The sequence below is a fragment of the Pseudanabaena minima str. Chao 2107 genome, assembly GCF_051131155.1.
Taxonomy (GTDB): domain Bacteria; phylum Cyanobacteriota; class Cyanobacteriia; order Pseudanabaenales; family Pseudanabaenaceae; genus Pseudanabaena; species Pseudanabaena minima.
Map to the genome: position 1 here is coordinate 3,541,826 of NZ_CP159508.1, position 22,005 is coordinate 3,563,830.

The 22,005-nt window shown below is 41.2% G+C and carries 21 protein-coding genes, 1 tRNA gene and 1 pseudogene; 10 read left to right on the plus strand and 13 right to left on the minus strand.

What is annotated here, in order from left to right:
* Positions 1–92 precede the first annotated feature (92 nt).
* Both ABM313_RS16235 and ABM313_RS16240 read left to right on the plus strand, forming a co-directional pair.
* The gene (locus ABM313_RS16235; RefSeq protein ID WP_434684211.1) at positions 93–353 is read left to right on the plus strand and encodes a hypothetical protein; all 261 of its coding nucleotides are present in this window, start codon (positions 93–95) and stop codon (positions 351–353) included.
* A 2-nt stretch (positions 354–355) separates the two neighbouring features.
* Positions 356–799 (plus strand): HNH endonuclease, encoded by a 444-nt coding sequence (locus ABM313_RS16240; RefSeq protein WP_434684212.1) that lies wholly within the window; start codon positions 356–358, stop codon positions 797–799.
* Between the two features lie 194 nt (positions 800–993).
* Here ABM313_RS16240 and ABM313_RS16245 read toward each other — a convergent pair whose 3' ends face one another.
* The 5 genes from ABM313_RS16245 to ABM313_RS16265 form a co-directional block, all read right to left on the minus strand.
* Positions 994–1,278, minus strand: a complete 285-nt coding sequence (locus ABM313_RS16245; RefSeq protein ID WP_434684213.1) for a hypothetical protein — start codon at positions 1,276–1,278, stop codon at positions 994–996.
* 87 nt (positions 1,279–1,365) lie between these two features.
* Positions 1,366–2,784, minus strand: a complete 1,419-nt coding sequence (tnpC, locus tag ABM313_RS16250) for an IS66 family transposase (protein ID WP_434684214.1) — start codon at positions 2,782–2,784, stop codon at positions 1,366–1,368.
* Positions 2,785–2,788: 4 nt separating this feature from the next.
* Positions 2,789–3,544 (minus strand): hypothetical protein, encoded by a 756-nt coding sequence (locus ABM313_RS16255; RefSeq protein WP_434684215.1) that lies wholly within the window; start codon positions 3,542–3,544, stop codon positions 2,789–2,791.
* The gene (locus ABM313_RS16260; RefSeq protein ID WP_434684216.1) at positions 3,544–4,518 is read right to left on the minus strand and encodes a helix-turn-helix domain-containing protein; all 975 of its coding nucleotides are present in this window, start codon (positions 4,516–4,518) and stop codon (positions 3,544–3,546) included. Before ABM313_RS16260 ends, ABM313_RS16255 begins: the two co-directional genes overlap by 1 nt.
* Entirely contained in the window at positions 4,518–4,802 is a 285-nt protein-coding gene (locus tag ABM313_RS16265; RefSeq protein ID WP_434684217.1) for a DUF4160 domain-containing protein, read from the minus strand. Before ABM313_RS16265 ends, ABM313_RS16260 begins: the two co-directional genes overlap by 1 nt.
* Before the next feature lie 316 nt (positions 4,803–5,118).
* Between ABM313_RS16265 and gyrA the strand changes: the two genes are divergently transcribed.
* Entirely contained in the window at positions 5,119–7,815 is a 2,697-nt protein-coding gene (gyrA, locus tag ABM313_RS16270; RefSeq protein ID WP_434684219.1) for a DNA gyrase subunit A, read from the plus strand.
* Between the two features lie 345 nt (positions 7,816–8,160).
* Here the strand turns inward: gyrA and ABM313_RS16275 are convergent.
* Together ABM313_RS16275 and menE are read right to left on the minus strand one after the other, a co-directional pair.
* Positions 8,161–9,498, minus strand: a pseudogene (locus tag ABM313_RS16275) (cytochrome P450).
* A gap of 70 nt (positions 9,499–9,568) precedes the next feature.
* On the minus strand, positions 9,569–11,095 hold the full coding sequence (menE, locus tag ABM313_RS16280) for an o-succinylbenzoate--CoA ligase (protein WP_434684220.1): 1,527 nt from the start codon (positions 11,093–11,095) through the stop codon (positions 9,569–9,571).
* Positions 11,096–11,177: 82 nt separating this feature from the next.
* Between menE and ABM313_RS16285 the strand changes: the two genes are divergently transcribed.
* Positions 11,178–11,552, plus strand: a complete 375-nt coding sequence (locus tag ABM313_RS16285) for a phasin family protein (RefSeq protein ID WP_434684221.1) — start codon at positions 11,178–11,180, stop codon at positions 11,550–11,552.
* 42 nt (positions 11,553–11,594) lie between these two features.
* Positions 11,595–12,989 carry a tetratricopeptide repeat protein gene (locus ABM313_RS16290; RefSeq protein WP_434684222.1) on the plus strand — a complete coding sequence of 465 codons (1,395 nt, stop codon included), beginning with the start codon at positions 11,595–11,597 and terminating at the stop codon, positions 12,987–12,989.
* Here the strand turns inward: ABM313_RS16290 and tnpC (ABM313_RS16295) are convergent.
* Complete coding sequence (gene tnpC, locus ABM313_RS16295; RefSeq protein WP_434684214.1) at positions 12,938–14,356, minus strand: IS66 family transposase; 1,419 nt, start codon at positions 14,354–14,356, stop codon at positions 12,938–12,940. The two genes, ABM313_RS16290 and tnpC (ABM313_RS16295), sit on opposite strands and share 52 nt — an antisense overlap.
* Between tnpC (ABM313_RS16295) and ABM313_RS16300 the strand changes: the two genes are divergently transcribed.
* From ABM313_RS16300 to ABM313_RS16310, 3 genes are all read left to right on the plus strand, one after another.
* Entirely contained in the window at positions 14,344–14,739 is a 396-nt protein-coding gene (locus tag ABM313_RS16300) for a tetratricopeptide repeat protein (protein ID WP_434684223.1), read from the plus strand. The two genes, tnpC (ABM313_RS16295) and ABM313_RS16300, sit on opposite strands and share 13 nt — an antisense overlap.
* A 395-nt stretch (positions 14,740–15,134) precedes the next feature.
* Positions 15,135–15,206, plus strand: a tRNA-Thr gene (locus tag ABM313_RS16305).
* Between the two features lie 302 nt (positions 15,207–15,508).
* Positions 15,509–15,826 (plus strand): hypothetical protein, encoded by a 318-nt coding sequence (locus tag ABM313_RS16310; protein WP_434684224.1) that lies wholly within the window; start codon positions 15,509–15,511, stop codon positions 15,824–15,826.
* 199 nt (positions 15,827–16,025) lie between these two features.
* Here ABM313_RS16310 and ABM313_RS16315 read toward each other — a convergent pair whose 3' ends face one another.
* On the minus strand, positions 16,026–16,475 hold the full coding sequence (locus tag ABM313_RS16315; protein WP_434684225.1) for a single-stranded DNA-binding protein: 450 nt from the start codon (positions 16,473–16,475) through the stop codon (positions 16,026–16,028).
* A 616-nt stretch (positions 16,476–17,091) separates the two neighbouring features.
* Here ABM313_RS16315 and ABM313_RS16320 point away from each other — a divergent pair.
* Together ABM313_RS16320 and ABM313_RS16325 are read left to right on the plus strand one after the other, a co-directional pair.
* On the plus strand, positions 17,092–17,694 hold the full coding sequence (locus ABM313_RS16320; RefSeq protein ID WP_434684226.1) for a hypothetical protein: 603 nt from the start codon (positions 17,092–17,094) through the stop codon (positions 17,692–17,694).
* A gap of 211 nt (positions 17,695–17,905) precedes the next feature.
* Positions 17,906–18,910, plus strand: coding sequence for a zinc-dependent alcohol dehydrogenase family protein (locus ABM313_RS16325; RefSeq protein WP_434684227.1), 1,005 nt, complete (start codon positions 17,906–17,908; stop codon positions 18,908–18,910).
* 39 nt (positions 18,911–18,949) lie between these two features.
* Here the strand turns inward: ABM313_RS16325 and ABM313_RS16330 are convergent, their stop codons facing one another.
* The 4 genes from ABM313_RS16330 to ABM313_RS16345 form a co-directional block, all read right to left on the minus strand.
* Positions 18,950–19,633, minus strand: a complete 684-nt coding sequence (locus ABM313_RS16330) for a Crp/Fnr family transcriptional regulator (RefSeq protein ID WP_434684228.1) — start codon at positions 19,631–19,633, stop codon at positions 18,950–18,952.
* A gap of 136 nt (positions 19,634–19,769) precedes the next feature.
* Positions 19,770–20,546 (minus strand): enoyl-ACP reductase FabI, encoded by a 777-nt coding sequence (gene fabI / locus ABM313_RS16335; RefSeq protein ID WP_434688500.1) that lies wholly within the window; start codon positions 20,544–20,546, stop codon positions 19,770–19,772.
* 69 nt (positions 20,547–20,615) lie between these two features.
* Entirely contained in the window at positions 20,616–20,891 is a 276-nt protein-coding gene (locus ABM313_RS16340; RefSeq protein WP_434684229.1) for a YggT family protein, read from the minus strand.
* Positions 20,892–21,038: 147 nt separating this feature from the next.
* A complete protein-coding gene (locus tag ABM313_RS16345) occupies positions 21,039–21,368 on the minus strand; it encodes a hypothetical protein (RefSeq protein ID WP_434684230.1) in 330 nt (109 codons plus the stop codon).
* Positions 21,369–22,005: the final 637 nt, after the last annotated feature.

Consider the following 22,005-nt stretch of genomic DNA (forward strand, 5'->3'; position numbering starts at 1 on the left):
AACTAAGTTTTAATATTGAGAAGTTGAATAATATTAATATATTCACAATTTAGATATGGTTTAAAATCAGAAAATATATAGAAAATAGAAATATGAACACGTCAATTAAAATAATTAAAGTTTATGAGGAAATCATAGATTTTATCGCTTCTGGTACTACTCCTCAAAGTGTGATTGATTTTCGACTTTCTGAGATTGCTCAAGAACGTTTAGAAGATTTGATATATAGTTCCAAAAACAATGAACTGACCACAGAAGATAAACGCGAGTTAGATCACTATCTAACTCTGGAACATATCATGACCTTAGCAAAGGCTAAAGCGCATAAGCTTATCAATGCTGGAGCTAAATAAAAATGGCTCGAACTTACATTAGTGCTGAACTGCGTCGTTTAGTTAGCGATCGCGCGGATCATCTATGTGAATATTGCCTAGTATCTTCATTGGATAGAGTTTCTGGTTGTCATGTTGACCATATCATCAGCGTTAAACATGGCGGAGCCACAACACTAGAAAATCTATGTTATGCCTGTACATTTTGTAATCTCCAAAAAGGTACAGACTTAGGTTCAATCAATTGGCGTACTGGCGAACTTGTAAGATTTTTTAATCCCCGTAAAGATTTCTGGGGAGATCACTTTCAACTGAATGATGCATTAATTCAAGCAATTACAGATATTGGAGAAGTGACGGAGCGGATTCTTGATTTTAACAATCATGAAAGAGTCTTAGAGCGAGAGCTATTGATGGAAATAGCCAGATATCCATTAACCTCAGCACGAAAAAGAATACGCAGATAGTAATACTGTCACGATTAGCGTCCCTTGCAAACTCACAAAGCCGACACTTAGTAAGAATTGCGTTTGCACGGGGAGCAAGCAATGCTAAGTGATCGCCTAAACAGGTATCAGTAACTTAGCAGTTTTGATGATGATGGTAATAGGGGGATGAGGCGATTTATTTTTCGTTAAGCACTACAACAATGTATTTAGAATTACATTAACTTAGAAAATTGAGGCTCAAATAGATTTAGCTGATGCAAATCATCTTGATAATTAATTCTTAACAAACTTTCATTGGTTGGAATAACAAATGTGTCATGTCCGCGTTCTTCAAGTAGGTTTGCAAACAATAACCAAGAAATAATTCTGGATCTATAGTCACTCTTGCTTTTATCTTTAGTAACTTCACTGCGAGAATATATATCTGAGATAATTTCCTGTAACCTCCATTTGGTTATAGCTTTATCTCTCTCTATTTCTCTATATATTTGCTGCACGATAGCAAGATCTTTTAATGCAATTGACAGATATTTAGAAATATCACTTTCTCCAGTATCTAATAAATTTGGGTCGATTGTAAGAATTCAGGTAAGAATAGGGATGAGAGAGATGGAAGAAGGATCAATTAAAGCTTGACGGAAAAAATCAATGACAGATTTACCTTGAGCTTTACAAGTTTGAATAACCGTCAATAAAGCGGCGGTATTGCGAAAACCATCCATAGAACGGGAGCCACCACAAACTTTGCGTTTGGTAACAGCAAGTCTGAGATTACGCTCGGCACGATTATTGTCAGGAGGGACATGAGGATTTTCAAGGAAATACCACCATTGAGCCGATTTCTTCTTGAGGGACTTTAATAAATTACCTGCGGCATAGCCAACTTTGGGCATCCAATCCGAGATAGCTTGGCTGACTCGTTTTTTAAAATCAATCGCCCAGTTAAAATATGGTCGAGTATCACGATTTTTTTGCCAAGTCGCATGATGTTCAAATGCTTCATCAATCAGCCTAATGAATATACGCCCAATTTCTTGTTGAGATTTAAGGGTTAATTTAAGTAGTGCTTTAAAGTGTCGTCTTAGGTGAGCCAGACATTTCTGTTGTCGCTCAACGGCGTAACCGTTATACACACTATAGTCGTCACTACACAATACGCCATCATAGCTTTCTCCCAACATTGACTCTAGTTCGGCACGACTACGAGTATCTGCACCACGATATAGCGCATAACCTTCACCACTGAATGACCATAGCCATTCTTTTACGCCTTTGACGAGCCACGGTGTTTCATCGACTTGAACTTGGGGTTGGTCTTTAATCCAATCTGCTAGCTCTTCCACTTTTGCTTCAATACTGTCTGCTACTCGCTCATTGGTGGCGGCGATGGTTCCTAGTCCGATTTCGACTAGTCCCATCTCTTTTAGCAATTCTTGCTGTTTTTTATAACTCATATGTCCATAATTCCCTAACCATACCAACATCCCTTGTAGGCTTGCTTCTAGGTCTTGTTCGCCAATCACATCTTTAGGCAATTCTCCCCACACCACTGCGCCACAGTGCTTACATTGACATTCCTGTTGCTGATATTCAACGATTTCAATTGGTTGTTCTACCAATCTTGCTGTTTGTCTGATGCTGACTCCTATCTCTGTCCATGCTTGTCCTCCGCAATTTGGACAGCCTTCGGGCGAGAGCGTCTCAAAGCGATCTACTCGATTAAATCCTTTTCTCGTTTTTCCTTTATGTCCGAATTGTCCTCCTACTTTTTTCTTACCCTCCTCTTCTGCTATTTCTTCGACTTTTTTCTCTGACCGTTTTAATAGGTCGCTTGATGGCGGTTTTGATGAGTCTTTGCTACTTCTGTTGTTGACTGCTTTTAGGCTCTCTATTTCTTCATATATTTGCTGTGCCCATTCTTGTTGGCGCACGATTACTTCTACCAGTTCTCCTACTGGCATGTTTTCTAGTGCTTCTCGTTCATATTGTGGTGGTTCTTTCATCCCTTTACTTTAACCACTTTGACTCTTTTGTCAATTTCTTACCTGATTCTTTACGGTCGATTTCCACCTTGTCTCTATAAGATAAAGCCATTCCAAATCTTTCTAAATCCCAAATTACACTCCTAGTAGTAGTCTCAGATGAACCTAGCTTAGCAGCAAACTCTTGTTTTGTTAGACCTCGAAATCCTGCTGTTTTAAGTATTGCTAAAGCTTTTTTGATTATAGGCATTCTATTTCTTATCATATATTTTGCTGGATCTTTATCCTCTGCAAATGGCAAAGATAATTGATGATTTTGTTGATACAGTAGAACTGGGTTATTAGTAGATGATGCAAACGAATTCTCTAAACTGTGCCTCTGTATAAACTGTTCTACTGACCAAACAGATAAGCTATTGCCAATATATATTTCGGGTGATTTGGTAACAATTGCATTTATATCTAATTCGAGACAGCATTCTAGATCAATTGCTGCGTCAATCTCTAAATCCTGATGTAGTGCTTTTTCAAAAACTTTAGGAGAAACTTCACAAATAGTAAATATAAACTCAAGTTCACGAACTAAATCATCTGCATTTTTAACCGAACTGGATATGCTGGTGAGACTGTGAACCATATCTAAACTAAGTCTAGTTATGTAAAACTGTGTAAATGAAGGACTAAGTATAATCTCACAAAGTGTTTGAACGTATGAGGAGTTAGATGTACTTCTTTTTAGGAGAGTATCTACAATTAACTTTGAACCAAGGAGTATTTTCATTAATTCAAACCTCCTAAATGCGAACATTCATTACTGGAAGTTGTTTCAACAACGTTAGCTTCTTTCTCAGTCCCCATAAGCTTGCGTAGATCATCAATTGACTTTATCTCTTTTTTCTCGATGCTGGATTGTGGGTTAAATCCCTTTGGAATACTGACGATCACATCCGCAACAGCATCAAGATAAGCATCTAAATCCATACCATGAGCCTTAGCAAATAACCTCAGCGTATCAACCTTTGTACTACCATCACCCTGCTCGATCCGCCGCACCTGACGTTCAGACAAACCAATAATATCCGACTGGCGGAGTTTATATTTCTTGCGTAAAGTAGCGATCGCCTTACCAAAAACTTGATTATGCTCTGACTTAAGAGATTCAAACTTCTGCTTCCATTCAGGATTGGTTGCACAACGAAAAGCCTCAAGATCAAGATGGATATCTGCATCTTCCCAATAAAGACAACTACCATCATCATCAATAGTAAAGTTACTACGTTCATCCATAGAAATACATTTTAATGCTGGCAAAGAATCAAAAGGAATTTCCAACTTTTCCATCGCACAACTAAGAACTAATAATTGATCGCCAATCACTGTTGCATCAGCAATTAGTTGTTCTTGCGCTCCCATAATCCAAGCATTCATCACCCTTTTAGGTACAATAGAATTAGTATGAACAAGCGTATTTCGCATCACTCGGAGGTTTGCGCGATCAAACATTTGAGGCATCCAAGTAGGATCGATATCTTCTCTAATAAATAGCACCCGTAAATGATGCTTCTGATTTGCCAATCTCACAATATCCGCAATCTCTGGCAAGCCAGTTGCTGAAGCTAGCACAAACAAATTTAGGGCTGATTCCAAGTCCTGTGAGTCAGAAGGCTGTAGGACTTGAACTGACTTAGAACGGGTTACAAGATGTTTGTTCGCCCTATCTTGAACTAGAACAGTCATTGTCTGTTGGCTGGACATTACTGATCCTCCTTAATACATACTTTTTGATCCCATTCGATGAGAAGCTTAGACCGATTTTCTAAAACGAGTTTCAAAATTTGTTTTTCGTCCTTACCTGATATTTGAGGATTTGGTGGATATTTAGCTGTAAACACTAAGCCATTCTCTTTACTGCAAAGCAAAATATCAACGCGGATCTCCCATGCGCCTGCCTTACGAGCGTGAAAGTGTGGAGGTCTATGATCGTGAGAATTAAAGAACAGATACAGACCGTCAATTTTAAAGCATTGAACTTTACCCAAGTCTTGACCTAACTTTAATTTGCAAGATAATTAAATGTGAATATAAACCTTATCAGACATTTTGTCAATAATTTGCGAAAACAATAATGTCCGTCAAAGTCGTTGATATTTTAGAGCCATTAAGCTGAGCTATTAATTCTTTCTTTGAAACGTCCCAAAACTATCATTGGAGTTCAGAGGCTGGTGGTCTAAATGGCATACTAAAATCCCCCTGCAAAGCCGCAAAGCCTTATAATAGTAAGACACTTAGTAATGATTGCCTATCTCACACGGGGCAAGCACTACCAAGCCATGCAAGGAGAATTTAAGTAGCCGTATGACTGATACCTTAGAAGATCGGATTATTCCCACAGACCTGCGCGGCGAAATGTCGCGATCGTATTTGGAATATGCCATGAGCGTGATCGTCGGTCGCGCCCTGCCCGATGCCCGTGATGGACTCAAGCCCGTACACCGTCGCATTCTCTACGCTATGCACGAGTTGGGCATGACCGCCGATCGCCCCTTTCGGAAATGCGCCCGTGTGGTCGGTGACGTAATCGGTAAATATCACCCCCACGGTGACACCGCCGTATATGAAGCACTGGTACGGATGGCGCAAGACTTTTCGATGCGCGATCGCTTGGTTGATGGTCACGGTAACTTTGGCTCAGTCGATAACGATCCCGCCGCCGCAATGCGATATACCGAATGTCGGTTGACCCGCATCTCTCAAGTTGGGCTGATTCAAGATATCGAGCGCGATACGGTTAACTTTGGTGACAACTACGATGGCTCACAACAGGAGCCGCTAGTATTACCTGCCCGAATTCCTCAACTATTACTCAATGGTTCCTCAGGGATTGCCGTAGGGATGGCGACCAATATTCCCCCGCACAATTTAGGTGAGTTGGTAGATGGATTGGTCGCTCTGATTGCCGATCCGAATCTGACGGATTTGGAACTGATGCGATATATTCCAGGTCCTGATTTCCCAACAGGCGCTTTGATCTTAGGAACCGATGGCGCTCGCGAAACCTACACTACTGGGCGCGGCTCCGTGACCATGCGAGCTGTAGCCAACTTTGAGACCATTTCTGCTTCTGGACGACAGGATCGCGAGGCGATTATCGTCACCGAAATGCCTTACCAAACCAATAAGGCAGCACTAATCGAACGCATTGCCGAGATGGTCAATGAGAAGAAAATTGATGGTATTTCTGATATTCGTGATGAAAGCGATCGCGACGGAATGCGTTTAGTCATCGAATTAAAACGCGATGCTTATCCCAAAGTAGTTCTAAATAATCTTTACAAATCTACCCCTCTGCAATCGAACTTTAGCTGCAATATGCTCGCTCTCGTCGATGGCGAACCGATTACGCTAACCCTGCGTAATGCACTGCAAGTATTTCTCGATTTCCGCTACGAAGTGATTACGCGCCGTACTCAATATGAATTGAACAAGGCACAGGAACGAGATCATCTATTACAAGGGCTATTAATTGCACTTAATCACTTAGATGCAGTCATTGCTCTGATTCGTGGAGCCGATGATAGTAGTTCTGCGAAAGCGGGCTTGATTGAGAACTATGGGCTTTCGGAAGCGCAAGCCGATGCAATTCTGCAAATGCAATTGCGTCGCCTGACTGCTCAAGATGCCGATAAGATCCATGATGAGCATAATCAGTTAGTTGAGAAGATTGCAGATTTACAACATATTCTTGCAAATCGCGATCGCATTCTCACGATTACCCGTGAAGAATTAGAAGCAATCAAAGCTGAATTTACAACACCTCGCCGCTCTCGCATTCTGCCCAATGAAGGTGATATTGATACTGCTGATTTGATTGCCAATCGCGAAACAATTGTGATGGTTACCGAACAAGGCTATGTCAAACGGATGCCTGTGGATACTTTCACCGCTCAACATCGCGCCACACGCGGCAAAGCTAGCGCCAACGTCAAGGATGATGACGCGATCGCCCATTTCTTCGCCTGTCGCAGTCATGACAAAGTTCTCTTCTTTACTGATCGCGGTAAGGTCTATGGAGTCAAGGCTTACGAAGTTCCTGAATCAGGTCGCGCCGCCCGTGGTACAGCCGTGGTGCAACTATTACCGATCGCGGCTGACGAAAAAATCACCACAGTATTACCTATCAGTGAGTTTAGCGAAGATGAATATCTGGTTATGCTCACGGCTGGTGGCTATATCAAAAAAACGAAGTTACCAGCTTTTGCCAATATTCGTTCCAATGGGTTAATTGCAATTGCTTTAGAAGAAGGTGACTTACTGCGTTGGGTACGCCGTGCTAAAGCCGATAACACGATTATTGTCGGTTCGCGTCAAGGCATGTCGATCCGCTTCCGTACTGACCATGAGCAGTTACGCCCGATGGGTCGTGACACTCGCGGCGTGCGATCAATGCGTCTAACTGGCGATGATGAAATCGTGAGTATGGACATTCTCCCCGCAGGCTTAGCCGAAATCGAGGAAGTTGAAGGTTCGGAAGAAGAGATTGATTTGACTGTAGCTGTCAATGAAGATGAGAATCTAGAAGCTGAGACTACTGAGGCTGAGAATGAAAAGGCTCAAGGACCATGGGTGCTAGTCGTCACTAGAGGCGGTTACGGTAAGCGCGTTCCTGTTAGCCAATTCCGCATCCAAAAACGTGCAGGTAAAGGTTTGCGCGTGACTAAGTTCAAATCAGGACAAGATCAACTTGCCTCACTCTGTTTAGTTGATGAGAACAACGAACTGATGATTGTTACCAGTCGTGGTATCGTCATGCGCCAGTCTACCGATGCGATCGCCCGCCAATCTCGTACTGCGCGAGGTGTGCGTCTGCAAAGGCTTGATGCCTCCGATGCGATCGTGGGTGCGACCTTAGTTCCACCTGCTTTGGAAGAAGAGATTGAAGAGGTGGATATCCAAAATGGTGATGCGCCAGTAGCTGCTGTTGAAGTTATTGTCGAAGCATCAGCAATCGAAACCTCAGAAGTTGAGGAGTTAGACGGAGATACAGAAGTCTAAAAATTGCCCCCTTGTTAGTGCTTTGCGCTATAACTAAAAAAGGTGGTGCTTTGCACCACCTTTTTTAGTTATGTTAATGGCTGATGTCACGCGGAAGGAATTTTTGTGCTGGCGTAAGTCTAGGGCTGGCACGGGGGCACAGCCCCTACAAGATCTAAAAAATTTACAGGTAGGGGCAATCCCCCCGTGGTTGCCCTGTTATGCTAGCAGCAAGAGGTTCATTATCTGAGTTCCACGTAATATCAGTTATTAGGACTTATGCAAAAATGACTTGAAACAAACCTGTCATCGTAGGAGCAATTCATGAATTGCCCCTACTTTTCGTTCTTTTGCAAAAGTCCTTAATTATGTTAATGGCTGAAACTTGACTTTGAGTCCGTCTTTAGGACGGAGAGTAGGAATTGGGAATGGTTCTAAATTTTGAGACGGCAAAATTTCCCATTGATAGTTGCGTAATAGATGAGCAGCAATAATCTTCATCTCTAATTTTGCAAAAGCGATCCCAATACAAATCCTTGCACCACCACCAAAACCAATCAGGCTAAAAGGTTTCTGCTTCTGTTCTTGGCGATCGCTACTAAAGCGATCAGGATCAAACTGGTCAGGATTGGGATAGATATCCGTTTGTTTATGGGTAATCATAATCGAATAGAGAACTAGCCAGCCCTTAGGAACATGATAACCATTAAACTCAAAGGGCTTGACTACACCTCGAAATCCTCCACCCACAGGTGGACGTAAGCGCTCAATCTCTTGAAATATTTGATCGAGATAGGGCATTTGTCCTATTTGTTCCAGGTTTAATTTGCCTGTTTGTGCTAACGCTATTTGCTCTTGTCGAGCGCGTTCTAAAACTTGAGGATGACGACCTAATTCTAGACAGAACCAAGTCAACATCGAGGTCGTGGTTTCATGACCAGCAAACAACATCAGCATTGCTTGAGCTTTCAATTCTTCTAGACTAAAGCGACATCCATCTTCGTCTTGAGCCTGTACTAACATGCTCAGCACATCACTAGTGGGATTTTGTTGGCGTTCTTGCACAACTTTGGTGAGATGTTCTAATAAGCGATCGCGTGCTTTCAGCGCTTTGCCCAAATTAGTAAATGGTAAATCGAAAGGCGCGATCGCAAATAACCCATTAGTTAAGGTCGCAAATAATTTGCTCAATCTCTCCACATCATCGCCAGCATTTGCCCCAATCAAAAGTTGACTAGCAATCTCAAAGGTCAGTTTTTTGAATTCATCAAACCAATTAAATTCTGCCTTCTCTGTCCATTTAGCAAGATATCGCTGGGTGATTTCTTCCATTGTCGAGAAATACCCAGCTAAAGCCTATCCATGAAATGCGGGCATCATCAAACGGCGATTGCGGCGATGTTCTTCCCCATCTTGCAAGAATAGCGACTCTCCTAATAGCATCTTGAAATTATCTGGCCACCCTTCTTTCCATGAAAAAGAGTCCATATGACTAGACAACACAAATTCCGCAGCTTCAGAGCCAATCATAAATACTGTCGGTCTACCAAGTAAGCTAGTTTTAGAGATTGCACCGTATTTAGCATATTGTTTCTCAGCAAATTTGCGATCAAAGAGAAACTGGAGGGTTTGCCCAAGGATGGGTAATCCTAATTCCCCAGGGGGAAGATTTTGCAAATTGGCGATATCAGAATCTTGATGCATGATGCTAGAGCGTAGATGGCTTTGGCTATTTCCATTGGTATTGTAGCGCGATCGCTATAATTTTCAGATTTCATTTAGGCTCTAGGCGATCGCGGATTTCTTGACGCAATAATTTACCAGAGGCAGTTTTGGGGAGGGATTTCCAAATGTAGATCGACTTAGGTAATTTGTATCGAGCTAAAGATTTCTGTTCACAAAAGTCTCTAATTTCTGCCAAAGATAATTGAGCCTTCGCCACAATTACCGCCACAACTATTTCCCCCCATTCGCGATCTCCTATTCCCACCACACAAGCCTCTACGATCGCAGGATGTGCTAATAAAATTGCTTCGATTTCGGTTGGATAAATATTTTCACCACCACTAATAATTAAATCAGATCGACGACTGACTACAAATAGATAACCATCGCGATCGAGATAGCCCAAATCGCCTGTATGCAACCAACCATCTTGAATTGCATTAAATGTATGTTGATGGAGATAACCTGACATCACACTCGCACCCTGAACTAGAATTTGCCCAATCTCACCAGCATCAAGATCTTGATTACTATCATCCACAATCCTTAGACAATTTCCGAAAAGTGGTAACCCTGATGAACCTCGCTTAATCGCAATTTCATGGGGCAAAAGTGTAGTGATTTGCGAAGCCGTTTCGGTCATCCCATAGGTAGGCATAATCGGCAAATTTAACTGTAGACAGAGATCAATCAGTTCTAAACTCGCAGGTGCGCCCCCCAACAAAATCGCCTGTAATCTCAGTAAATTTTGCCACTTGGGATGTTGTAGTAAACGATTCAACATTGTTGGGACAAGGGATATTAGCGTTACTTTCTCAACTGCGATCGCTTCTAGCACTTGCTGCTCATCAAACTTCGGCAAAAGCGTAATTGCCGTACCATTAATCACACTCCGCCATGCGATCGCCAATCCCCCCACATGAAACATCGGCATACATAACAACCAATTATCATCTGGCTCAATTCCTAAATGTAAAGCCGAGGCGATCGCACTATGGAAATGATTGCTGTAGGTTAAGGGAACTCCCTTGGGCTTGCCCGTTGTTCCAGATGTATAGAAGATGCCCTGTATGTTTTCTAGATTAATTAAAACCTCACTCCTTACCCCTCTCCTAGAGGGAGAGGGGAACAAGACTCTTTCTTCCTCTCTCCCTCTGGGGGGAGTTTGGAGGTAAGAGCAATTCTCAATTACTAAATCTTCGATTTGACCTTCTAAACTATTAGCGGTGAGCTGTGTAAATTCATCGCAAATTAAATATTTGACTTGACTATCTGCTATTTGCCAGCGTATTTCTTCAGGCGTGAGGCGAATATTTAGAAAAATAGCTATGGCTTCACACTTTACTAAGGCATGAACAAGCATAATATATCTGGGATGATTAGCTAGTAACAAGCCAATGCGATCGCCTGCCTTGATTCCCAAAGCTTGTAAATAATCTATCCATTGATTAACATCAGCTTCTAATTGTGAGTATGTCCAATGTGCTGATTCTCTATTAATACCTGATTTAAATATTAGTGCGATCGCATCTTTCTTTTGCACTGCTCGTTGTGATAGCCAGTTGGAAAATTTCATAATATCGAGATATGATAGTCATGGTGAGCAGTGCAAAGTACTACCCACAACGACTATCATAAAATTTTATGGAGTAATAGCAATGAATCCATTTGGTGGCATTGTCCAAAAAGCATTTTATCTGGGTCTAGGCTTGGCGACTGTCGCAGGTGAAAAAGCAGGCGAGACCCTTGGTGAACTCCGCACTCAGGCTAGCAAGTTAGCTGAAGAACTAGTTGAGCGTGGAGAAATGACCACCGAAGAAGCAAAGAAATTTGTTGATGACCTTGTGCGTAACTCCCAAAAGCCAATCAGTGAATCTCAAAACGCATCAAATCCTAGTGGTAAAGATACTCCGCGCACGATCTCGATCGATGATGAGGAAGATGGTAATTCTAATCAAACTATAAATGATGTAGATTCTCTCAAGAGTAAAGTTCAAGCTTTACAAGATGAACTAAAACGCTTGCAAAAATAGAAATATCCTATATAATTTTCGCATAATAGCCAGTTGGGGAATATGCGTAAAAATTTAACCTTATCAATTGGATTTCCATTGTTGTTAATAAGTATATTCCCCTGTACTGCACTATTTCTGGATAGAGAAAATGTAGTACTAGCCCAATCAACACAAACAAATCAATCGCAGAAGTCTCAGGCAGATAGTTTAATTAAGCAAGCAAAGCAACATCTTGAGGTAAGTCAAAATCTAGAAGCTTTCAATGCCTACCAACAAGTTTTAGATATTTATCGGCAGTTAGGTGACCTTCAAGGTGAAGCTGAATCTCTCAATAGTCAAGGCACAGCTTACTATAATCAAGATACATTACAAAGTGCTTGGTATGGATATAAGCCTATTTATTTTGAGAACTTTAGTTCTACTAAAGCAGAAAAATCTTTCAAACAAGCTCTAGAGATCGCTAAAAAAATTGGTAATCCAAAACTAGAAGCTGAAGCTCTAATGGGATTAGGTCGTGATGTTGATAGAAAAAGTAATCAGGCGGAAGCAATTAAATATTACGAGCAAGCTTTAGCGATCGCTAAAAAAATAGGTGATCGTCAATCAGAAGGTAGGATTCTTAACCATCTCGGTGCTGCTCATAGAAGTAGAGCATATTTTCAAAAAGTCTTAGATTATCACCAGCAAGCTCTTGCAGTCTCTAAAAAAATTAGCGACCGTCCATTAGAAGCTTCTGTATTAAAAGAACTCTGTAGTTTGTATCATGATTACGATCCAAATTATATTGATAAGCCATCTCTTAGCAAGATAGAAATGTGGCAACAATCGATTAACTACTGTCAAAAATCTTTGGATATTTCCTCTCAAATTAAGGATATCCCAAACACAACTAAGCTTTTACAATTTTTATCCAGTAACTATGAAGATGTAATCAGTAAAGAGCAAGTAATCAAATACTATCAACAAACTTTATTGATTGCTAAGCAAACTAATGATCGCGATTTGCAAAAGAAAACGATTACTAGTTTAGGTAATACTTATCATGAATTGGGACAATATCAAAAAGCAATTAATTTTTATTTTCAAGCTTTAAAATTTGAGCCACCAGTTTTAGAGACAGCTATTCATTCAGAAAATCTCGTGATGTATTCTTTATATAAAGATATTGCTCGATCCTATGGCGAATTAAAGCAGTATACCCAAGCAATTGATTACTATACCCGCTCTTTAGCTATTGCAAAATTCTACAATAAAAACAATAGAGGTATTGTTAAATCTGTTTCCTTTACTGAAGAAGATATACTTTTGAGCTTAGGTGATGCCTACTATGACAGTAATAATTATCAGAAAGCAATTGATAACTATCAAGAAAGTCTATCTATTTATAGAAAAGATGTAAGAATTCAGGTAAGAATAGGGATGAGAGAGATGGAAGAAGGATCAATTAAAGCTTGACGGAAAAAATCAATGACAGATTTACCTTGAGCTTTACAAGTTTGAATAACCGTCAATAAAGCGGCGGTATTGCGAAAACCATCCATAGAACGGGAGCCACCACAAACTTTGCGTTTGGTAACAGCAAGTCTGAGATTACGCTCGGCACGATTATTGTCAGGAGGGACATGAGGATTTTCAAGGAAATACCACCATTGAGCCGATTTCTTCTTGAGGGACTTTAATAAATTACCTGCGGCATAGCCAACTTTGGGCATCCAATCCGAGATAGCTTGGCTGACTCGTTTTTTAAAATCAATCGCCCAGTTAAAATATGGTCGAGTATCACGATTTTTTTGCCAAGTCGCATGATGTTCAAATGCTTCATCAATCAGCCTAATGAATATACGCCCAATTTCTTGTTGAGATTTAAGGGTTAATTTAAGTAGTGCTTTAAAGTGTCGTCTTAGGTGAGCCAGACATTTCTGTTGTCGCTCAACGGCGTAACCGTTATACACACTATAGTCGTCACTACACAATACGCCATCATAGCTTTCTCCCAACATTGACTCTAGTTCGGCACGACTACGAGTATCTGCACCACGATATAGCGCATAACCTTCACCACTGAATGACCATAGCCATTCTTTTACGCCTTTGACGAGCCACGGTGTTTCATCGACTTGAACTTGGGGTTGGTCTTTAATCCAATCTGCTAGCTCTTCCACTTTTGCTTCAATACTGTCTGCTACTCGCTCATTGGTGGCGGCGATGGTTCCTAGTCCGATTTCGACTAGTCCCATCTCTTTTAGCAATTCTTGCTGTTTTTTATAACTCATATGTCCATAATTCCCTAACCATACCAACATCCCTTGTAGGCTTGCTTCTAGGTCTTGTTCGCCAATCACATCTTTAGGCAATTCTCCCCACACCACTGCGCCACAGTGCTTACATTGACATTCCTGTTGCTGATATTCAACGATTTCAATTGGTTGTTCTACCAATCTTGCTGTTTGTCTGATGCTGACTCCTATCTCTGTCCATGCTTGTCCTCCGCAATTTGGACAGCCTTCGGGCGAGAGCGTCTCAAAGCGATCTACTCGATTAAATCCTTTTCTCGTTTTTCCTTTATGTCCGAATTGTCCTCCTACTTTTTTCTTACCCTCCTCTTCTGCTATTTCTTCGACTTTTTTCTCTGACCGTTTTAATAGGTCGCTTGATGGCGGTTTTGATGAGTCTTTGCTACTTCTGTTGTTGACTGCTTTTAGGCTCTCTATTTCTTCATATATTTGCTGTGCCCATTCTTGTTGGCGCACGATTACTTCTACCAGTTCTCCTACTGGCATGTTTTCTAGTGCTTCTCGTTCATATTGTGGTGGTTCTTTCATCCCTTTACTTTAACCACTTTGACTCTTTTGTCAATTTCTTACCTGATTCTTTACGAAAAGATAAACGCGATCTAGGGACTGAAGGATCTATTCTCTGGAATCTAGGAAATTCTTACTTCGCGCTAGATAATTACCAACAAGCGATCGCTAGCTATCAAGAAAGTCTATCTATCTTTAAAGAATTTAAAAGCCCTTCAAGTCAGGCTAGCTTACTATCTAATCTGGGCAATTCTTATTTTGCAATTAAGCAATATCAAAAAGCGATTGATGCTTATCAGCAAGCTTTGACGATTAAAAAAGAATTAGGAGATCGTCAAGATGTACCAGAATTAATACAAAATATTCTTGATGTAAATGAGGCTTTAATGAACCAAAAACCTTAGAGGCAATTTATGCATTGCCTCTAAGGTTTGAAGTATAGCAATGAAAGAGATAGAGATTGCAAAAATTGTGCTTCTGAGAAATTAGTTGTCAATGAGTCGAGAAATTTAAGAGAAGCGATCGCCTATTTTTGAATTGCCGCGAACGCTTGTTCTTTCTTGTAAATTAATTGAGGAACTTCATCATTGATTAATCCTGCACCCCTTGCAGAAAGTTGAGGTAAATAGCGGGAACTGGATATCGGTGCAATACATTAAGCACATTTAGCACTTCAATTCCATATTCCCCATAGCAATCTCCCCAAAAATGAGGTTTCCCAAAATTTTGTAAAGTGTGCAATGATGCTATAATAATTACCGCAAAAAAACTTGTTTGACTTATCCAATTGATTTCATTTGCCGATGTAGCACAGGGGTAGTGCAGCTGATTCGTAATCAGCAGGTCGTGAGTTCAAATCTCATCATCGGCTTTTTAATAAATTTAGCTTTAAGAGTCTTACAAAGCAAATTTATTCAGGCTATTTTAGGCTATCTATAGCCACTGCCGGTTGTGTTAGGACATACCTCAACAAATAGAGGCAGAGAAGCAGCGCTTAATACTGCCTCTATTTGTTGGCAAGTAACTCTATTTCTATTAATTGCCATACATCCTGTTTTTGGCTAGGAAATATACAAAATATACAATTGTGCTGCAACTTCAAAGGTAATGTTATGGCTTCGCATATCTTAACTTTCAGTAAAAACAAGTAGTTATGAAAATAGAGAGCTTTTCATGAAGTATTTTTTTCTGTCTCAAGGTTGGCGGGTAAGAAGAGTATGGGAGGTTACGGGGTTATGGAATGAAATGGCATGGCGACGTAGACCAATAATTGTTCCGATTGGAGTTTACCTTGTTGATGGCAAAGAGGAGATGGTTCTCTATAAAGTAGAGGAGGCAATTCAAGCTGTAGAAGCTATTCCAGAAGAATTGCTCAAAAATAGCGCCACCAGTATAAACAATGAAAATAAGAAGCCAGCGATCGCTCAGGTACGCATCACAAGATTATTATCTGCGGAGCAAGTTTTAGAAAGGATGATGCCTCTACGTTAGTGGGGCAATAGAGGGACAAGTATTCACCTCTCTAGGAAGCAAAACAGTAAAAGCCTCGCTTTGCGAGGCTTTTACTTTAACGTTAGTTCGACTAGAACAGAAAATAGTAAGAATCGATAAGCGATTCTTACTATTTTCTGCTATTTGCGGCGTGGGAAGCACGCCGTAAATAGCTATATCGAACTTACGTTATTTTTAGTTAGAACGGGATATCGTCATAATCAGGAGCATCAATTGCAGGTGTTGCTACAGGGACATAGGTTGATGTTGGAGCAGAATTAGATGGGTTAGATCTAGTACTGCGTGCTGGTGCAGCAGATACATCTGTAGCATTGCTCACGGTACTTCCAGCACCAAAACTATGTACACGCTGAGCAATCAATTCAGTGCGCTTTTCTTTATAAGTACCTCGATCAACTGTATCTAGACGTAACCGACCTTCAACTACAACTTGGTCGCCCTTATGATACTTTTCCACCATTTCATCCGCCAAGTTATTCCAACCCACGACCTTAATCCGATAAGGGGCTTCCTCGGCGCGTCCGCCCGCAAACTGCACCAAAAATGAAGCGATCGAGCTTTGGTTATCAGGAGTGCGGCGTAGCTCTGGATCGGTTAATACTTCTGCCATTAAGACAATAGAGTTCATAGGGTTTTATCAGAAGCTTATAGCTTATTTTTATTAATCATCATAATATCGCGATCGCTAAGCAATCATCTAAAATTCTGATATAGCGATCCTAATTATAAGATTTAAATGAGTTGTAAGAGTTCGTCACTTTGGGGCGAACTCTCACAACTCATTCAGGATTGCTATATACCTCAAAAAAGCTATGTAATATTAAACTAAACGTGAATTCGATATCGCCATTTGCGGCGTGCTTCGCACGCCGCAAATGGCGAAAAATGGTAAAAATCGATTGTCGATTTTTACCATTTTTCGCTTTCGTTGAACTGACGTTAACTAAACAACAAAATAGCTGCACTATTTTTTGTTTAAAATCCTTACTGAGCTAGGGTTTTAATCTACAAAAGTATGACAACACTTTTGTAGATTGGGATTATAGGTATGATTAGACAAGTGCACGAAAAAACCAAAAAATTAGTTTTGTGGAAACGCTTACTGATTTTTGGGAAAATCACTATCACTATATAGAGTACAGACAATATTTCAGGCAAAATCTTGATTTCAAGAGTCTCATCAGCATGTATACTTTTGCTGATTATCAAGCTGCTATGCTGCTATTAGGATTAGTCACGCACATATGCTGACCATCAATGCAATCATCATCAGTACTATCATTCTCGATGTTGGGATTCAGTCTGTGATTATCGACAGAATATTTCGAGCAAAACAAGGTAATAGGCGGCGGGAAGAAGTGGAAGAAGAAAATCTTACTCGCTACGAGTCCAACACATCTAGCGATCAGCCCAAAGGCTGGGAATTTAAAATCTTGCGTACTAGTAGCGGTGGTTTCCGCAGTCGTAAAGTTTTAAACAAAGTCTGTTCGGAAGAGTCACAAGCAGGCTGGATTTTATTAGAAAAGCTTGACGATCATCGATTGCGGTTTCGCCGACCTATTACAGCACGCGATCGCGATAATCAATGCAAAATTGATCCCTATCGCACTCGCTATGGCATCGGTGAGAGCGTAGAGACTTGGACAACAATTATTGTGTTATTAGCAATTATGAGTGGTGCAGCAGTTTTAGGATTTACGGTAATGAATCGATTTTTTGGCGATTGGCAAACTCGCTCTGTGCAAAGCGCTCCTCGATCTGGGGACAACAACAATGTTATCCGTCAGCCGCCTAGTCCTATTGCCAAACCAACTACAGCCCCACAACCCACTTCTCCTGCACAATAGTAGCGGCGCTTCGCGCCGCTACTCGTCTTCTGTTTTTTAAGTCAGCGCAAAGCGCTGTAGCTCTATCATTTTGTGATTTGGGATATAGCAATGTAAGTTTTGCTTAGGACATTAAACCCAAAAGATGAGTGGCGGCGCTTCGCGCCGCCACTCATCTTTTGGGTTTTGATTTTTGTCTGAGCTATTAATCTTTTTTATTCAGGAGAAATTTATGAAAGCAATTTTGATGACCGCAGCAGGTGATCCTAATGTGCTGAAACTTGGGGATGTACCAGAACCAACTATTCAGGCTCCAACCGAGATGTTGGTGCGACTCAAAGCCGCAGGAGTCAATCCTATTGATACCAAACTGCGTAGTCGTGGCACATTTCAGCCCGATCGCTTGCCCTCTATCTTAGGTTGCGATGGGGCAGGTATCGTAGAAGCGATCGGGTCAGAGGTCAGTAAGTTTAAAGTGGGCGACCAAGTTTATTTTTGTAACGGTGGTCTAGGTTTTCATCAGGGCAACTATGCCGAACTAACCACGATTGACGAAAAATTTGCTGCCCATAAACCCAAATCCCTCAGTTTTGAGGAAGCCGCCGCCGCTCCATTGGTACTAATCACAGCTTGGGAAGCCCTGTATGATCGCGGAAATTTACAACCATTATCCACCAATCACAATGTCTTGATCCATGCAGGAGCAGGAGGTGTTGGTCATGTGGCTATTCAACTAGCCAAGCTCAGAGGTGCAAATGTTTGTACTACTGTTGGCTCTGAAGCTAAGGCAAGATTTGTCCGAGATTTAGGTGCGGATTTACCAATTGCCTACAAACAAACTGATTTTGTAGAATCAGCGATCGCATGGACAAATGGGGAAGGTGTAGATCTTGCCTTTGATACAGTTGGCGGCAAATTGATCGAACAAACTTTTCCTGCTGTCAAAATCTATGGCGATATTGTCACTATTCTTGAACCACCTACTGATATCAGTTGGAAAGTCTCTCGCACCCGTAATTTACGATTTAGCTTTGAACTGATGCTGACCCCAATGTTACTGGGAAAAGCCAATCTCCAAATTCAACAGGCTAAAATTCTGAGTGAATGTACAGCATTATTTGACTCGGGCAAACTAAAAATTCATGTCAGCGATGTGTTTCAACTTGCGGATACAGCCAAAGCTCATCAATTATTGGAAACTGGCTCCATGACAGGAAAAATTGCGATCTCCATCTAAAGAATAAAAAAGGCTTGCAAAGCAAGCCTTTTTTATTCTTTAGCGAAATGTTGCTAGTTGCAACATTTGTTTTTCGTTAGTGATACTCATGACTTGACGCTTAGAATCAATTACGATCCAACCCTTTTCTTTAAGTTTATCTAATACCTTGGTAGTATCTTCAGGGCTTACCTCTGAGAGATCAGCAATATCCTGCACGGGAATATTAAAAATATCAATACCTACATCAGTTTTACTACCGTAGGTTTCAGCAAGACTCGTCAAAATCGTGGCAATCCGCACCGCAGGAACTTGTTGACGTAACTGAATGCGTTGATTGGTTTTGCGTAATCGTCTTACCATCAACTGCAACATCCGATGATGCAACTGGGGATCTTTAAATAAAAACTGAATAAATTTTTGAGCAGGGACACTCAGAACGCGCACTGGTGTGAAAGCAACAACATCCGTAGATCGCGGCGACTCATCCAAAATCGCCATTTCTCCAAAAAAGTCACCATTGCCAAGTATGGCAAGCGTAGTTGCGTCCTGACTTCTCAAAAATCGAACCTTTAACCAACCCGAAAGGATGAAATATACAGCATTGCCCCAAGCATCCTCCATTAGTACAGCTCGTCCCGAAGGATAGTCACGTTCTACTGCTTCAGCGAGGAGCCACTCCAAAGTTTCGGCGCTAGCAGCATCGAATAGTGGAAATAGCTCTTTGAAGATATCCGTTTGCATGGGAATTTTTTTTAAGACTTGTCTTGTAAGAACCGTAGCGCAGGCATTTTAACTGCAATTATCTATCCAGATAAAGAACCTGCACTACACATCGAAAGGCAACTGATTCTGAGTTCTAGAGTACCAGTCAATCAAACTAAGCGCCCATCACTTCGTAACCAGCATCTACATAAATAATTTGCCCAGTTACAGCACTTGACAGATCGCTTCCTAGGAAAGTTGCCACATTGCCAACATCATCTGGAGTAACTAAACGACGCAAAGGCGCTGTTTCTTCGTAGTGGTGCAACATTTTATGGAAGTCACCGATCGCCGCCGAAGCAAGAGTGCGAATTGGTCCAGCCGAAATTGCATTAATCCGAATGTTGTCTGGTCCCATATCGGAAGCGAGGTAGCGCACATTCATTTCTAATGCAGCCTTAGCGATGCCCATCACATTATAGTTAGGGACAACTTTCGCACCACCAATATAGGTGAGAGTAATTACACTGCCACCATCTTTGAGTAGCGGTCTTGCGGCTCGGCATAGGTGAATTAATGAGTAAGCACTCACATCTAGAGCCAGTTGAAAGCCTGAGCGGGAAATATCCGTAAAGCTACCAGATAAATCTTCTTTATTAGCAAATGCTAAGCAATGCACCAAAATATCGATCTTGTCCCATTTCTCGGCAACCGAGGCAAACAATGAATCTACTTGGGCATCATCCTGAACATTGCAAGGCAACAAGAAATCTGGTGTTAAGGAATCGGTCAACTCAGCAACCTTGCCTTTGTTGCGATCGCGATCATCTGGCAAATAAGTAATACCAAGCTTAGCGCCAGCCTGATGTAACTTTTGGGCAATACCCCAAGCGATCGAACGATTGTTGGCAATTCCAGTCACAAGAGCAGTTTTCCCGCTCAAATCTAACAAACCCGTCATGTATATTTCCTAACGTGAACGCAGCGTAATTCGTAATTTGTAATTAGAAATAAGCTTACCTTAAAAGCCCATACTCGCGCTTGCTGCTAATGGAGCGAGGGCGCGTTGCAAAAAGCTAAGCGCAAGGAAAGCAAGCATAGGTGAAAAATCCATGCCACCTAGAGGGGGAATAATCGAACGAAATAGATTGAGGTAGGGATCGGTGATCTGACCGAGCGCCGCAAATGGCTGACTGTACCAATCAATATTGGGGAACCAAGTCAATAAGACACGGATAAATAGCAACCCTAAATAGATCGAGATGAATGAGCTGACTGTACCAAGAATAACTGCCATAGGAGTTTGTTAGGTTAGAGAACAATTAAAATAAATAGCTACCATCATTCTACTGAATGCAACAGAAATAAGGCTTTTTATCATTACTATAGGATCATCATTGTTTGTGGCGCGGCTTCGCCGCGCCACAAACAATGGGTTTCTTTATTAAATCGTAGAACCTTTATCATCAACAGTCATATCTCGTAATGATTCAATTGATGTCTGCTTGCGACCATTTTTTCCTTCAGCAGTAGCAAGTTCTTGACTAACTGAGTCGATCGCTGCATTCAGTTGGGCAATTTTCTTTTCGAGATTACGACGGGCAAATTCATTAGAAGTCTGAGGTTTATCGATGAGGTGATCGCGATCAGCTTGCTGCTCAATGAGCTCATCGTCTGGCTCACTGAGCTTAATGGCTACCAATGCGCCAACTACGCCGCCGACAGCAGCCCCGAAGAGAAAGCCTCCCCAAAAATTACCTGAATTATCTGCCATAGCTTTGCCTTAACGATCTCAACAACATTGAATAGTGCTTAAGCATTACTTAAACAGTGAGACTTTTGGCACATCATATCATTATGGTTTACGTTAGGGACGCAAACTAAATTTTTTGGTGGTGCAGCTTTGCTGCACCACCAAAAAATTTAGTTTTTTATTTGAACTAAGAGGGTAAATACCCCACCGCTCTGTGGTGTGAGTATATTCTAGTAAAAAAGAATTTGATACCCCGTCCGCTTGCGGCAGGGTGATTCATTAAATTGCAAAACTCTAAATACGAAAAAGCAGAGTAGACAAACTGAGCCCTCTACTTTTTTGATTATGAAATCAGTGGAAGCTAGCTATAGCCAAACCCAGCTATACAAAAACAGAAAATGGCTACGCCATTTTCTGTTTTTGTATTATTGTCACCATTTGTACTAAAGCAAATCAAAACCCAGAAGCCGAGTTGCGTCTCTTTGCGCCGCAACTCGGCTTCTGGGTTGGTGTCTTAACAAGAATGGTGGCAAATATATCAATAGATTTGGGTTTTAATTCAAGAAAGTGTGGCAACACTTTCTTGAATTGGTATAGGAGAAAAGCGTCATAAAGCAGCGTTTTTCTCCTGCTAGGTTTTGATTTTGTCTTAACACAA